The following is a 14,283-nucleotide window of genomic DNA, read 5'->3' on the forward strand; positions in this document are numbered from 1 at the left end:
CGTGCGTGGGCGCGGCTGGCCGCTCTCGCAGCTGACGGCTTGACGAACTGCCCTACTCCTAAATAGACTCTAAATAGATACTTTTCAGTACAGGCGTTCAGGGTTAAGCGTTTTCTCATGGCTACAGAAAAGGCCGAAACCGACCGCGTCCCGGTCACTCTGGCGCTCTCGACCATTGGTTATCTCGAGAAGCTGGTGCGACAGGGCACCCACGGCACGAGCGTCCCGGGCGTTGCACGGACATTGATCGAGGAAGGCATTCGGCTCGCCATCAAGGACGGGTTGCTTGCAATCCGCGACAACGGCCGCACGCCCTGACGCGGGGGTGTGCCAGCGCGGCGGTTCAACACAGAACGTGGAACCGTCAGATGATTGCCATCGAACCAACCTGGACGCCGGAGCGCGTCGACCAACTCAAGATCTACTTCGAAGCCGGCCTCTCCTGCCGCGACATCGCCGTCAATATCGGCGTCAGCCGCAATGCGGTGATCGGCAAGCTGTCGCGGCTGAACCTCACGCGCACGACACCTGACGAGCGCCGGGCCCGGCGGCGGAAGAGATCCAGCGCGCATGCCGCGCAACGGGCGACGGCGAAGCAGCAGTTGCAGTTGCTACAGGCAGTCTACGAACGGGAAGCCGACGATGCGCCTGTTGTCAGCGCCAACAACTGCTCGCTGTTCGAATTGAGCGAGCAGCGCTGCCGCTGGCCAATCAGCACGCCGGGCGCCGATGATTTCTGCTTCTGCGGCAACACCCCGCTCGGCGGCATGCCCTATTGCTCAGGGCATTACCGCCTCGCCTATCAGGCCGGATCGCGCCAGCGCGCGATGCGTTGATCAGCCGACCTTCCAGCCGGTCGCCGCGACCAGGTTCTGATAGAACTCCGGCGTGTAGGCCTGCTCGGGCGTGTTGCGCACCCGCTCGTCGAGCGTATGCGCATCGTCGCCGACCAGGATGCGCCAGCGCTCGGCCTTGACGCCGTCGAGGATGATCTTGGCCGCCGCGGCGGCCGAGGTCGGCGCCTCGTCGTGGAAGATGCGGGCGCGGTCGAGTGCGATCTGCTGGATGTCGGCATCCGACATTTTGGCGACGTCGATGCCCTGCCCTTGCAGCCGCTGGCGGGCCTGCTTGAGCTCGTCGGCGTTCAGCTGGTCGGAGCCATTCTGCACCTTGCGCGAGTTCGACACGATCGAGGTGCCGATATGGCCGGGCATCACCACCGAGCACTTCACATGCGGCGCGTTGAGACGCAGATCGTTGATCATCGCCTCGGTGAATCCCTTCACCGCGAACTTGGCCGCGCTGTAGGCGGTGTGCGACACGCCCAGGCCGACCGAGGCCCAGAAGCCGTTGACACTCGAGGTGTTGACGATGTGCGCCTCGTCGGCCTTCACCAAGAGCGGCAGGAAGGTGCGGACGCCGAGGTAGACGCCGCCCCAGCAGATGTTGAAGGTGCGCTCCCACTGTTCACGCGTATTGGTGAACAGGCTGCCGCCACCACCGATGCCGGCGTTGTTGAACAGCAGGTGGATCTTGTCGGTGGCCTGCTGCTCGATCAGCTCATCGCGGAAGCGCTTGTAGTGATCCTCGATCGACACGTCGGCGATGTGGGTGGTGATGCGCAGGCCCTGCGGCAGCTTCTCGACCTCGCAAAGCCGCTTGGTCTCGGCCATCGCCTCGGCCGAAACGTCGCACATCGCGACATTGCATCCCTCGGCAACGAGCTGCCGCGCGAGTTCGCGTCCCATGCCCGTGCCGCCACCCGTGATGACGGCAATCTTTCTAGCAAAATCCTTCATGCGAGATCCGTTCCTTCCCTGCTTCTTGTTCGTTTTGGCGGGAGCGCGGATCGCAGTCCCAGCCGCTTTGGCTGAGGCACTCTACATCACCGAATTATCGCCCAGCAACGGCGCCTGCCAGGCGGCCGGCCGTGCAACGAAATCATTCCGTGTTGCGAACAATATCCATCGATCAAAAAGCGCGCTATTCGGCGGTCTCGATGTGCACAGGCGCGCGCCGCCGCAGCACCGCGCTGCCGGCGCTCAGGACCAGCTTGAGGAGGCCGCGCCACGAGAAGTCGATGACCACCTCATGGTGCCGCAACCCTTTGCCGCCCTTCACCAGCCCGAGATCCCGTATCAAGCAATAGTGGCCGCTGCTCATGCGCGCGAGGCGGCTGTTCTTGAAGAGTCCCATGAATGGCGAGAATGCACTGCGGATCGATTCCGTCAAATCTTGACGGCGTCGAATCGGCGAGACGATGTGAACCTGTGTGCGGTTGGCAGCCGGCAATGGCAGCGCGCCTCACGATCGGGCAGCAGCGGTCCAGCCTTAAATCAAAAACCTCCGGCAGGGCATTGCCGGAGGTTTGGGAGGCTTAGCAGCGAGCTAAGAGCCATCATTCAATGTGTTGTTGGCCACTGCAGATATAGTTTAGTAGATCAGGTAAGTAAATAAGTTTGCGGCCAATGAATCGCATGGCTCGTCCTCGTCGTTCGCGTGGACCGAGATGACGCAGCTCTGCTTCCGCAATCGATCAGCAATCGATTCTTGCCAAAGAAAAACCCCGGCAGTTGCCTGCCGGGGTTCTGTTGGATCGTGATCAGATCAACCGGTATTACCAGTTGCGCTGAGCGCGGAGGAGCATCTGGACAGTGTCCTGATCCTTCAGCTCGTAGGTCGCGACCGGCTTGCCGACGCCGGTAGCCGAGGTGGTGATCACGCCAGAATACTTCTGGTCGAGGTGCGAGTAGGTCACGTCGGCCGAGAAGGTCAGGTTCTTGACCGGGGTCCAACGGGTGATCACACCGATCTGAGCGATGTTGTAATCGGGGTTGCAGTTGGTCACGCCAGCGCCGCCAGCGAACGCCGCACGGAAGGTGCCGCCCACGCCGCCAACGCCGCAGATGAGCGCCTTGGACGTGTCGTTGTACGAGATAGCGGCATAGGCGCCGTAGATGGCGGTGTTCCAGTACGGATCCCAGTTGTGGGTATACGCACCACGCATGCCCCAAGTCTTGATGGACTGCTGCGCTCCGCCGGGGCCGAACACCGTGTCGGGTGCCGTCCCGAAGCCAACGCTGCCGTAGACGCCGGGCAAGCTCGAACCGCTATAGATGGCGATCGAGCCGGCCTGACTGGCCAGGTCCTGGATGTTGTAACGGGTCGCACCGTCCGTATAGACGCCCTGGATGTTGATGGTGTCGCCAGCTCCGGTCGGGATGTTCTTGATCGACAGGGCCAAGGCACCAGCCCAACCCCACTTGTCGTCGGGATGACCGGTCAACTCGGTGCCGCCGTAGTAGGCCGCGTGGTTGTCGTGCGCAGCGACCGACGCCTGGAAGATACCCCAAGCCTGATCGACCTTCAGCGCAGCGACGAAGTCCGGCGCGATCGTGCCGGCGTAGTCGCTGGTGCCGTAAGCACCACCGGCGCCGAGGTTGTTCACGCCAGCCTGATTGTACGCCACCTGGTCCTGCGCCGACAGCGCGAGTTGCACGCCGTTGCCGAACTGAGCGGTGTAGGTGAACTGGTTGATGCCGTTGGTGGTGTTCACGCCACCGACGAGACCGTCGTAGTTGTTGCCCGGATAAGCGGTCCAGGGAGCAGCGAACTGCGAGACCGCCTTACCCATGGTGAAGCCGGCGAACTGGATGAAGGCGTAGTAGACGCCAACCGCACCGGCAGCCACGTTGCCCGAACCAGCGTTGTTCGGCGCAGAAGCCGAGCCGATCGCCGAGTAGACGGTCGAGCCGTTGCCCTGGCCGGTGTAGGTGTCGGAGGTCCAGGTGAACACCGCGTCGAAGTAGGTGCGGACCACGCCGTACTCGGTCGCGGTGCGCGTGTCGATGTTGAAGTCTTCACGCGAACGCCAAGTGTAGCCGTTCGTGAAGCGGTTGTTGGAGCCGCTCGCGCCGTTGTAGTTCGGGCCGTAGACGCTGTTGCCGTTCACCACAACGTCAGCGCGCAGGTAGCCGCCCAGCTTGATGCAAGTGTCGGTGCCGGGGATGTAGTAGAAGCCCGGACCATAAAGAGAGCAGATCTTCACGTACTCGACCGCTTTGGCCTTTACGGGAAGATCGGCCGCCTGTGCCCCGCCGACCGCGACCAGCGCAGCCGTCGAGCCCAGGATAAGGCTCTTCAAATTCATATTAAACCTCCAAGTTGCTCATATGCGTAGAGTCCGGAGCTGCGAGCGCCCCGTGATCCTCCCGCATTGTCCAAGACCGCTTTCCCCAAACCCCGCACCCGCAGATCAATCTGTGGAGTGCGACGGACTTGAACGATCACCGCAACGGGACGATCGAGATTCCCCTACCGCCGGGTTCAATATGCCTTGGCGAGTTCGCCAATCAAAATAGTTTATAAAGTCAGGAATGCGATTGCGGCCACACTGTGTCTCGCCGGCAACGCTGCCCGTAAGCCCTTGCCCACATGGGAAAACTTGTCGCACCTGAAAAATTCCCAACGTCACACCGGCTTCATAATTACTTTACGTTCACTTGCCTTCCTGAGCGACTTACTGGAAAAAACCTCCCGCCGACGCGGGAAAAGAAGAATCAAATCAGCGCAAAGCTGAAGCCGGCGCCAGGGAAGGGGAAGCTGTGTCAGTGACCAGGAAGGATACCACGCGCCTGCGCGCCGTCGAGCATCTCGACATCATCAAGCGCTTCACGCTCGAGATTTCCTCGATCAATTCGCACCTCGAACGCGTCCGCCAGATCTGGGGCAAGGCGCTTGGCGTCAGCGGTCCGCAATGGATGATTCTGATCGCGATCTCGGATCTCGACAAGGATGACGGCGTGCCGATCAACGTGGTGTCGAAGCTGCTGCACGTCGATCCGTCGTTCGTGACCACGCAATCCAAGCTGCTCGAGCAAAAGGAGCTGCTGCGTCGCACCCCCTCCCTGGCCGATGCGCGCGTGGTCCGGCTGTCGCTGACCGACAAGACGAGGAAGCATCTGGCGGGCCTCGCCAGCCGGCACAAGGCGTTCAAGAGGACCGTATTCGAGGAGTTCAGCGAGCCCGAACTGGCCGAATTCACGGCCAAGCTTGCGATGCTCAACAACCGCCTGGAAAAGGCGTGTCTGATCGTCGCGATGGATTCAGATACCTGAAGCGACCGGCGCGGCGCGCCCTGTTTTGACGCGTTTTCTCCACGCGAACCGGTGCCCACTTCGCTCGAAAACGCTCTAGGATCACGGCCCCACGATTCGACCAGAGCCTTTTCCGTTCCGATGGAATCGGAACGGGGCTCTGGATTCCTGTTTTGACGCGTTTTCTTTACGCGAACCGGTAGGCACTTCGCTCGAAAACGCTCCAGGCACCCGACCGGGTCCGGCAACAGCCTCGCTGCTCAGCGGGGTGACCTATCCATGGCCTCGCCCGGTCGACTGGAAGGCCAGAAAAGCCGCAACACCCAGCAGCGCAGCCCAGACCAGGAAGTGTTCAGCGATCACTGTCAGCCCTCCATTTGATTGATGGAAAGCATGAAACGGGCCACGCGATGGGCTGGACGCTTGAACGGGCTGCACAAAGATGCGGCCGCGCGAACAAGCCTGCATACCGTCTGCGGAACGGGTGCTCATCAGCAGACCGCCCGCCCGAAAGCGTCGCTTCGTTCGACCGAACGCAACTACGACAGAATGCTGAAGTCCGCCGCGGTGACCGTGCCTGCGGTCGCACCGTTCAGCCAGACCGCGGTGGCACCGTCGACCTGAATAACGAAGTACGCGCCGTTCTGGTAGGAGTGTGCCAGCACATCGGCGAACGAACTGAAGCCGCTGCCAGTGAACTGCACGGTATCCGTGGCAGTGTTCCAGTCCTGGACCACCTGCACACCCGGCGCTCTCCGGGAGACGAATGTATTGTTGCCGCCGCCGCCGAAATAGTAGTTCACGCCGGTGCCGCCGTCGAAATAGTCGTTGCCGGCACCGCCGATGAGAACGTCGACGCCGTCACCGCCATACATGACGTCGTCGCCATTGCCGCCATAGAAATAATCGTTGCCGGCCTGGCCGTACATGACATCGTTGCCGTCGTCGCCGATCTCGACCGCCCGGCCATTGGCGACGATGACGTCGTTGCCTGCTCCGCCGTAGGCGGAGCCGCCGTCGCCGACGCTCATATAGATCCAGTCGTCGCCGGCGTCGCCTTCGAGCAGATCGACGCCGTCATCTCCCACCAGCGTGTCGTTGCCGTTGCCGCCGTACGACGTGTCGTTGCCACTGCCTCCGAACAGCACATCATTGCCGTCGCCGCCGAAGAGCAGGTCATCGCCGTTGCCGCCCACCAGGATGTCGTTGCCGCCATTGCCATAGAGGCCCGGCGTTACGGAAGTGCCGGAGGCCACCAGGATGTTCGCTCCGCTGTCGTTGCCCTCGCCGCCATAGATCGTATCGCTGCCGGCCGAGCCAAACAGAGCGTCGCGCCCGACACCACCGTCGATGTAGTGGAACTGCGTCGTCAGCGTGCCGCCATCCTGAATATAGTCGTCGCCGTTGCCGCCATACTCGAACGACGTGTTGACGGTGTTGCCACCCTGAATCCAGTCATTGCCGGCGCCGCCATACATCTCGCCGTAGGCCAGACTGCTCCATTGCGCCGTCAGGAAATCGTCGCCCTGGCCGCCGTCCCAATAGTCGTAACCGGCAATGCTACTTGCCAGTGTGTCGTTGCCCTGGCCGCCATAGAGCGCGTCAAAATTGCTTGCAGAGGTGACGCTGTTGTCGGTGCTATCTCCGTAGAATGCGGGCATGTGTACTTTCCCTGAATACTGGCTCTCTTCGAGGCGGCGTTGTGCTTCCGGCTTCGCGAACCTCGCAATCGGGAACGCTCTGGCGCCTTAATGGGCTAAGCGGCGAGCGCCAAAGTCGCCTCGATGACGAGTGCTCCAGCCGGAATGCGATTTGATAGTATTGAGAAAGGGCGCCAACGGAGATGCCCACACGGGCTACCCCAACCTGACGACCACCGCGCGACCGGCCTTCCACTGGATTCCGCGCAACTCGCACAAGCCTGCGAGGACGCGGACGCGGTTGGCGCCAACGACTTCAATTTCCACGATAATTTGCTGAATGCCGCAACCCTGCTCGCCGTGACGAGCAGGCCCGCCCGAGATCGCCGAGGCGCTTTGCTGGATCGTCGACGAGGCGCTGTGCGTCATTGAGCCGCGGCGTGCGCACGCAGACGTATCGCTTCGTTAGCCAAACGATCTTGCAGCGATTGTGATTGCTTGAAACAACGCCGCCTTTGCATTTGCGCTGCTAACCGGGCGATCTCATCACCGATGGTAGGCGGCGGGGTGATGAACCCTAACAATCGAGCGACGCAGAGCGCCAGGAACGGCGGACGAAGAAATTGGCAGACAATTGGCAACGGGGCGACTTTGTACCGCGCGACCCGGTCCGCCACAGAATGTATTGAGTGAAATGGTCGGAGCGAGAGGATTTGAACCTCCGCCTTGCGCGCCGCGGCGTGCTGGCGGCGAATGCGATCCAGAAACTAGAAGACTATCGAGACAAGGCAACCCGTGAAGGAAAAGAGGCCGCCAACTGAGGCGGCCTCACATTCCGAAGGAATGTCTCATCTGACTCGCCATGCGCTGGACGGCATCAGTGTATCGACCGTGGGCGAATTGCTGATCGGCTACATAGAGGGCCACAATAACGCCTATGGCTATCAGCAGTCCTTTCACCGGAGACCCATCCGCTCTACGGCGATTTTCGCGATCTTGCGCGGATCGTTGGTGCCGGCTGCGCAGATGTCGATAACGTCGCGAGCCACCATCCTGCAAAGTGGGTCGTCACGGTCAAGCACGCCCAGTAAGTGTAGGGCGTTGTCGAAGGCCTTGTTCAGAAGTTCGATTTCCTCAGGCGTGCGTTCGCAGCCTTTCAGCAACTGATTGATTGGCATTGTTCCAGTCCTCAGCAGGTCACTGGCGCAACTAAACCAAGTTCCACTTATAGCACGGGAACTCCGTTCACGCCCGCAGAACTACGAGGCTAGCTTCGCCGTTCGTTCTGCGGGATAAAATTCCTTGATACGGATCAAAGATTGGATGGAGACATAACATCCGATAGGGGTCTCGGTAGAGGCCGCCGACTGAGGCCGCCTAGACAAAGCTACGCCGCCCGTTTGAAACTCTTACAGGCGGCGCGGCCTTCCAGCCCGGGAGGGGGTACGGACAAAATCCCGGATATTGCACTTTCGAACGCGATCTCTTTTACTTGTTGTATCGACCGATTATGTCGGCGCTCGTAATCCCGGCGACCGTAGCCATTCGCTTATCTGTGAGCCGGTTTCGGCCAGACGAGCCTTGCGGATTAGGCGCTGGCGCACGATGCCTGGGGGAGTTCCCCGCGCCTCCTTGCGGAGCCGCTCTGCATGGACGCTAAGGCGCTGTTCAAGTGATTGAATGTGTATGAGATGTTGCTTCATGGACGGCACGGCACGCTCCATTCCGTTAGAGGAAGGCGGGAGCGCGATCGAGCGTTCTCGTCACCGATATAAGCCACAGGTTCGGGCGGTGATGGATTTACTGTGTGCCTGTCTAGGGGGAATAGCGAGGTGTTTATTTCAGGTCCTATTTTCGCAAATCACGGACGCCAACTGAGGCGGCCTCTAATTGAGCGGCCCCAGCAACCTTTGGGGGCCTGTGCATTGAGGGAGGCTGGTTGCTGGGGCCATCTACCGGCCCGGTTGGAGCGGACCAGGTTCGCGCTTCGACTAAGGCGGTGGCGCAGCTATTGGAGACGACGGCCATTTAGCCAATCTATCCGCTGCATCCATGAGCTGGGCCTGAGATTTGATGTTGAGCTTCTTGAGTAGACGGAGGCGTTGGACCGATACCTGCGCTTTGGTTCCACCGATTTGCACAGCAATCTCTGCATCACGCCGCCCGAGAGCCATGCGCCTTAGGAGCTTCTTTTCACGCGGACTGAGTGGCAGTGCGGACGCCTTCATGACACGTACAACGCGATGCCGATGATCACGAGCGGGCTTAGCCCGAAAAGTACGATGCCGACGCTTTCGAGTAGCTCACGGCCCATGACGGAGCCCCTATCCTCGGAGCTAAAGCCTACGCCTGATGGAATTTTGTAGGCCAGTGCAGTTTGTGCCTTAGGCAACGGAGCAAAATAAAAAGGCCACGGCGAAGCTATCGGTTCTGTCGGCTACATGAACACGATGAGCAGGATCAGCACGGCAAGTGCTATCGAGGTAAGGCCGGCGATGTTCACAACTGTGTCCCGCGTCATGCCGGACAGGGGTGATACAGTTGCCTTCACGCCCGTTGATCTGGGTCAATCCGTGCGCTGTATAAGAGAACGTTTGGCCGTCAGCGGACCTGATGGAGCCAGAACATCTTATGGGCCGCCTCAGTAGTCCTACCGAGAACAACGGCCAAGCCTTGGTTCGCTCGGTTAATTCAAAACAGGCCACTCCAAAAATCAAACTAGGCCACTAGGGGATAAAACAGGCCAGCACCCACAGAACCGAGAGAACAGACTGCGAATGAGAACGCCAGCCGAACAAATTTGTAAAACGCCCGTAAAAGGGCGCTCCGCGTAAAATGGGCGCCGACGAAAGGCCTTTGATATTCTTGAGTGAAATGGTCGGAGCGAGAGGATTTGAACCTCCGACCCCTAGTCTCCCAGTTATATGGGACCTGTTTTATAGCCATTCCTGGCGTTGGACCAGACACAGGAAATACCGACAATTCCAACGCAATCCAACCCATGCCCGCTTGCCTTTCTAGTGCCGCCAGCCATATTGCTGGCTACATAGTGGCTATAAATTTGGTGGGGCATGGCTGGATTGAAGATTGCGACAGATAGCGTTGCGGCGCTCATGAAGTCGGCGGTTCCGAACAAGACAACGTACTACTTCGATTCCGAGCTTGCGGGGTTTGGCCTGTACCGAACGACGACAGGGACCGCGACATTCTTTGCCGAATTCCGGCCGGTTGCAGGCGGCTCAAAGAAGCGCCTGAAGCTAGGCCGGGTCGGCACGCTGAAGGCAAACGACGCGCGAGAGGCGGCTCGCAAGGCGATTGCCAATGCGGCGCTGGGAAAGGACCTCGCCAAAGATCGGAGCGACGAGCGGGCCAGCCTGACGGTTGAAGAACTGGTCACACTGTACATAGAGGAGTTCGTCGACAGGCACCGGAAGACATCCTCGGCCGGGCTTTACCGCATGTTGCTCAAGAAGCATGTCAAGCCCCGGCTAGGCTCTACCAAGGCCGTGGTGCTGACGCGGGTTGATGTACAGCGCGCTCACGCCGTGATGACACGCGAGGCCCGCGTATCGGCGAACCGGGCAATTAAGTTGGTGTCGGCCGCCTATGGCTGGGGCGCTCGCCATGGTCACGTGCCGGAAGGTGTGAACCCCGCCTCTGGCGCGAAGCTCAACGAAGAGAAAGGCCGCGAGCGCTTCCTCACCACTGATGAACTGCTATCCATCGGCAACGCGATGATCGAGGCCGAAACCGTAGGGCTGCCGGTGGATGCAGGTAAAGCAAAGCATGCACCGATTGGACAGATGGTCGTAATGTCCCCCTACGCCACCGCCGCAATCCGGCTTTTGATGCTAACTGGCGCTCGTTTACGGGAGATTCTGAACCTCCGATGGTCCGAAGTTGACCTTGTGCGCGGCGTTCTCCGTCTACCCGACTCCAAGACCGGCAAGAAGACGATTTACCTGCCGACCGCCGCTGTAGAGATACTGAAGGGCCTGCGGAAATGGGGCGCATTCGTCATCGCTGGCGAGTCGGCCGGGACCAAAGATGAGAAACCTCGTCATGACCTAAAGCGGCCTTGGGCCGCGATCTGCAAGCGCGCTCGCGTCAGTGGCGTGCGCATCCACGATCTGCGGCATACGTTCGCATCCACCGGAGTCGGCGATCAGATGGGCTTGCCTGTAATCGGCACCCTACTCGGCCACGCCGACCCGAGTACGACGCAAAGGTATGCACATCTCGCCGACGAAGCTGCCCGCCGTGCCGTTGAGGCTATCGGCACCAAGATCGCGAAGGCGATGGGGGAACAACCAAAATGAGCGGTGATGATTTCCTCGCGATCCACTTGTGCAACCAAGGATTGGAACAAGGAAAATCCGATCCAATGATGCCTCTAGTCCGGTATCTGGCAAGCGAAAAGCCGATCACTTCCGACATGAGAAAATGGCTCGCGGACATGTTGGCAGAAAACGGCAGTTCCATATTTCGATTGGTACACAAGCAACGAGCGAAAGGCACCAGGCCGGGGAGAAAGAAGGCGGAGACCTTTGTTTATCTCCGCGCCGGTTGGCTTAAAAACAGGGTAATCACACCAGACTTTATCGCCTCTCTGATGGACAGTACTGGCTGGAAACTCGCAGAGCCTGATCCTGGCCCAACAAAGACCTACCGGCTTGGCGAAGAGGAACTTGACCAGTACGGCCACCCATACGTGAAGCACCGCGTAACCCTTAATCTTGGCCAGCGGCTCACGAGCCGACAAATCGAAGAAATAATATCGGCCGAAACGTACTGGCAGTTTGGCAGAGAAGATTGGGCGTCGCTTCGCACAGTGCAGCGGTATCTTCAGGGATGGCAGCAAGACGAGTAGCTGCCGAAACCTTGGGACAGCAAATCTCGCATTTGCTGACCCAAAGCGCGTTTCCGAGTTACGTTACAACTCCTGACAACGGCGTCAATTCCGGCGACGTTGCAGGAACCAACTGAATGTTGAACGTTAAGCAGGCCGCCGAATACACCGGCCTCTCCAAGTCATCTCTCGATAAGCTGCGCATTTATGGAGGCGGCCCGATCTTCATCAAGTTGGGCGCCCGTGTCGTTTACGACAGCACCGATATTGATTCTTGGCTGGCCTCAAAGAAGGTTGCCAACACATCGCAAGCACCTGGCATCGCAGCCTAGTGACAGAATTCTGCCTCCTCGCCGCGATCTTGTTGCCGCGTCGTATTCATCGACCAGTCGGCATTTTGGAAACGAAACCCGCCGCAGCGCCGGGGCTTTAAGCGCTGTTTCATGCCGCAATTGCGCGGCGAACACAAAGAAGATTATGCAAAACGAAGAACAGGGCAATTGCGCCCAGTCTATTAGCTATGGCCTGACCCGCACCGCCGATTGGCGCGATAAGGTATTCACTCGGTACCACGATCAGAGAAACGTTTGGGCTTCGAAAGCCCTGCGTAAGCTGGCCAATGATGCACCCAGCTTGACCGCTGAGTCCTGGGAAAAGCTAGAACCGCATTTCGAATGGGGTTCAGAGCACTTTCGCGAGGCTGTGAGTCAAACGGCCAGGCAAGTTGGCTTCCAACACAAGAGCAAAAGCTTTCCCTTCTTTGTAAAGAACTTGGTCGCCGCGCTGTCACAGCCGACCGCAGCGAATTGAGTCTAGCACAGTATGGAAAACTATAATCCCGCTTTGGCGGTGTACCTGCGCGACTCGACTCTGCCGTACTGGCAGAACAACGTCTGCGTTGAATCAATTTTTGATACGTTCTCCTACGGGCCGGAAAGGGCTCAAGCTTGGCTTCGGTATCGCAAGGTCTCCGAAGATTGCGACGGCTTCCAACGGGCGACATTGATGCACGGCCATTTTGAAGGCGGTGTTCTATGCGATCATACATATAGTTGGACGTTCACACCGGGCCGTCGTGGTGATCTAGCCATCGTCGTGCCGGTGGCGAACGACTTCGTAGCTATGTCCCGGCACGATCATAATGTGTGGGGCTGCGTCACGGGCCGTGGCCAATACGCCGGCTCGCTGGTGGGGCCGCGTCTGCGCATCCACCGTACCTTCGCCGGTTGGCTTGCTAACAACTGCGACGGCATAGTTCCGTTGTCGAATTTGTTCCTGCCTCAACTGCGAAACGCACCCACTCTAGTCGTCGAAGATGACGATCACGCTTGGGATATCGCCGAGCGCACCTTTATCAACCCTGCAATCAAGTTCGGTTGCGACCCCGACCAAGCTGAGGATCAAGCCTACAAGCAAATCGAGGTGGTGGCATGACGGCGATACCGAAACTAGACACTCCGCGTGCCGCAAATGACAGCAAACCAATGCCGCCAACTGAACGGGCAGAATTTATTGCTATGATTCAAAGGGAGGCTGCGCTCCGCCGCCCCGCCGTTATCGACGATGATTCGATAGATGCCGAAACTTTGCTCGGCATGGAATTTCCTCCGCTAGAATATGTGATTCCCGGTTACGTGGTCGAAGGACTCACGGTGCTGGCCGGGAAGCCCAAGCTTGGCAAGTCATGGTGGGCATACGACGCCAGTATTGCCGTCGCCACAGGCGGCAAGGCTATGGGTGCCGTCGAATGCGAACAGGGTGACGTTCTCTACCTCGCCTTGGAAGACAACCGACGCCGGGTACAGGATCGAATATTGACGCTGTGCCCTGCCCGAAAAGTGCAGGGTATAAAGTTAGATCGTCTTACGATCAGGAACAGCACCCATCGAATTGACAACGGGCTTCTGGTCGAACTTGATAAATGGCGGCTTAGTTGCGAGAGGCCACGGCTGATTATTATCGACGTATTCCTAAAGGTGCGACCACCACGGAAGAAGGGTGAAGACCCTTACTCTGCCGACTACGACGCCGTGACGCCTCTACAGCGCTACGCCAGCGAGCATAGACTGGCCGTTGTGCTAGTGACGCACACCCGCAAGATGCTGGCCGACGACCCGCTAGAGGCTGTTTCAGGCACCAATGGCGTTACCGGTGCGGCCGACGCGGTTCTAGTGCTCAATAGGGATACCAAGGGCACGACATTGTATGGACGCGGTCGGGATATCGAGGAAATCGAAACTGCGATGCGCTTCGATAACGGCCGGTGGTCGATTCTGGGTGAAGCCGATGAAGTTCGCAAGTCGGACGAGCGCCGCAAGATCGTTACGGTGTTGAAAGAGAGTGAATCGCCGCTTGGGCCTAAAGCCATTGCCGACCTAACCGGAATGAAGGCTGCCAATGTCAGGAGGCTGCTAGGCAAGATGGTCAAGAGCGGGGAAATAAGCCAGCCCGAGGTTGGGTTCTACAGCGTGCCGTTCTCGAAACCGTCTTCCTAGAAAACCGGTAACACCGGTAACACCGGTCACACCTAATAGAATCTACCAAAGAGTCTCTGGTCACACTGGTAACAGTTACCGGTGTGACCGATTTTCTTAGAGTGTTACCGGTGTGACCGGTGTTACCGGGGTTCTTAGTGAGAGCGGTTCAACGCCCGCCCGGTGGGGCCGTCGCTGCCACCGTCAACGAACGTCTCCTTTCG

The 14,283-nt window shown here is 59.1% G+C and carries 16 protein-coding genes and 1 tRNA gene; 9 read left to right on the plus strand and 8 right to left on the minus strand.

Translation table 11 applies throughout. The annotated features are described in order from the left end of the window. The first annotated feature begins 117 nt into the window (after nucleotides 1–117). Together G6P99_RS26155 and G6P99_RS26160 are read left to right on the plus strand one after the other, a co-directional pair. Nucleotides 118–318, plus strand: a complete 201-nt coding sequence (locus G6P99_RS26155) for a hypothetical protein (RefSeq protein ID WP_016844973.1) — start codon at nucleotides 118–120, stop codon at nucleotides 316–318. Nucleotides 319–368: 50 nt separating this feature from the next. Continuing rightward, entirely contained in the window at nucleotides 369–836 is a 468-nt protein-coding gene (locus G6P99_RS26160; protein ID WP_029082820.1) for a GcrA family cell cycle regulator, read from the plus strand. On the opposite strand, the gene G6P99_RS26165 is transcribed toward G6P99_RS26160, so the two are convergent. The 3 genes from G6P99_RS26165 to G6P99_RS26175 all read right to left on the minus strand — a co-directional run bounded on the left by G6P99_RS26165 (nucleotide 837) and on the right by G6P99_RS26175 (nucleotide 4,150). Continuing rightward, complete coding sequence (locus G6P99_RS26165; protein WP_165123860.1) at nucleotides 837–1,799, minus strand: SDR family oxidoreductase; 963 nt, start codon at nucleotides 1,797–1,799, stop codon at nucleotides 837–839. Nucleotides 1,800–1,983: 184 nt separating this feature from the next. Further along, nucleotides 1,984–2,163 (minus strand): hypothetical protein, encoded by a 180-nt coding sequence (locus tag G6P99_RS26170; protein WP_051346515.1) that lies wholly within the window; start codon nucleotides 2,161–2,163, stop codon nucleotides 1,984–1,986. A gap of 454 nt (nucleotides 2,164–2,617) precedes the next feature. Continuing rightward, nucleotides 2,618–4,150 (minus strand): porin, encoded by a 1,533-nt coding sequence (locus G6P99_RS26175; RefSeq protein WP_029082818.1) that lies wholly within the window; start codon nucleotides 4,148–4,150, stop codon nucleotides 2,618–2,620. A 454-nt stretch (nucleotides 4,151–4,604) separates the two neighbouring features. On the opposite strand from G6P99_RS26175, the gene G6P99_RS26180 reads away from it, so the two are divergent. Then, nucleotides 4,605–5,117, plus strand: a complete 513-nt coding sequence (locus tag G6P99_RS26180) for a MarR family winged helix-turn-helix transcriptional regulator (RefSeq protein ID WP_029082817.1) — start codon at nucleotides 4,605–4,607, stop codon at nucleotides 5,115–5,117. A 518-nt stretch (nucleotides 5,118–5,635) separates the two neighbouring features. On the opposite strand, the gene G6P99_RS26185 is transcribed toward G6P99_RS26180, so the two are convergent. From G6P99_RS26185 to G6P99_RS47725, 5 genes are all read right to left on the minus strand, one after another. Beyond that, on the minus strand, nucleotides 5,636–6,757 hold the full coding sequence (locus G6P99_RS26185) for a calcium-binding protein (RefSeq protein ID WP_035977442.1): 1,122 nt from the start codon (nucleotides 6,755–6,757) through the stop codon (nucleotides 5,636–5,638). Nucleotides 6,758–6,952: 195 nt separating this feature from the next. After that, nucleotides 6,953–7,165, minus strand: coding sequence for a hypothetical protein (locus G6P99_RS26190; protein WP_029082816.1), 213 nt, complete (start codon nucleotides 7,163–7,165; stop codon nucleotides 6,953–6,955). Between the two features lie 266 nt (nucleotides 7,166–7,431). Next, nucleotides 7,432–7,574 (minus strand) — tRNA-OTHER (locus G6P99_RS26195). A gap of 118 nt (nucleotides 7,575–7,692) precedes the next feature. Continuing rightward, nucleotides 7,693–7,914 carry a hypothetical protein gene (locus tag G6P99_RS26200; protein ID WP_051346680.1) on the minus strand — a complete coding sequence of 74 codons (222 nt, stop codon included), beginning with the start codon at nucleotides 7,912–7,914 and terminating at the stop codon, nucleotides 7,693–7,695. Between the two features lie 813 nt (nucleotides 7,915–8,727). After that, on the minus strand, nucleotides 8,728–8,964 hold the full coding sequence (locus G6P99_RS47725; RefSeq protein WP_084518689.1) for a LuxR C-terminal-related transcriptional regulator: 237 nt from the start codon (nucleotides 8,962–8,964) through the stop codon (nucleotides 8,728–8,730). A gap of 843 nt (nucleotides 8,965–9,807) precedes the next feature. Here G6P99_RS47725 and G6P99_RS26205 point away from each other — a divergent pair. The 6 genes from G6P99_RS26205 (at nucleotide 9,808) to G6P99_RS26230 (ending at nucleotide 14,080) form a co-directional block, all read left to right on the plus strand. Further along, a complete protein-coding gene (locus tag G6P99_RS26205) occupies nucleotides 9,808–11,055 on the plus strand; it encodes a tyrosine-type recombinase/integrase (protein WP_165123863.1) in 1,248 nt (415 codons plus the stop codon). Then, nucleotides 11,052–11,606, plus strand: coding sequence for a hypothetical protein (locus G6P99_RS26210; protein ID WP_165123866.1), 555 nt, complete (start codon nucleotides 11,052–11,054; stop codon nucleotides 11,604–11,606). Before G6P99_RS26205 ends, G6P99_RS26210 begins: the two co-directional genes overlap by 4 nt. A gap of 116 nt (nucleotides 11,607–11,722) precedes the next feature. Then, nucleotides 11,723–11,917, plus strand: coding sequence for a helix-turn-helix transcriptional regulator (locus G6P99_RS26215; RefSeq protein WP_165123869.1), 195 nt, complete (start codon nucleotides 11,723–11,725; stop codon nucleotides 11,915–11,917). A 145-nt stretch (nucleotides 11,918–12,062) separates the two neighbouring features. Next, a complete protein-coding gene (locus G6P99_RS26220; RefSeq protein ID WP_165123872.1) occupies nucleotides 12,063–12,395 on the plus strand; it encodes a hypothetical protein in 333 nt (110 codons plus the stop codon). 12 nt (nucleotides 12,396–12,407) lie between these two features. Continuing rightward, nucleotides 12,408–13,019 carry a hypothetical protein gene (locus G6P99_RS26225; RefSeq protein WP_165123875.1) on the plus strand — a complete coding sequence of 204 codons (612 nt, stop codon included), beginning with the start codon at nucleotides 12,408–12,410 and terminating at the stop codon, nucleotides 13,017–13,019. Then, entirely contained in the window at nucleotides 13,016–14,080 is a 1,065-nt protein-coding gene (locus G6P99_RS26230) for an AAA family ATPase (RefSeq protein ID WP_165123878.1), read from the plus strand. The genes G6P99_RS26225 and G6P99_RS26230 overlap by 4 nt, the downstream gene beginning before the upstream one ends. Nucleotides 14,081–14,283: the final 203 nt, after the last annotated feature.

Origin of the sequence: Bradyrhizobium sp. 6(2017) (assembly GCF_011058295.2) — a bacterium.
Classification (GTDB): domain Bacteria; phylum Pseudomonadota; class Alphaproteobacteria; order Rhizobiales; family Xanthobacteraceae; genus Bradyrhizobium; species Bradyrhizobium septentrionale.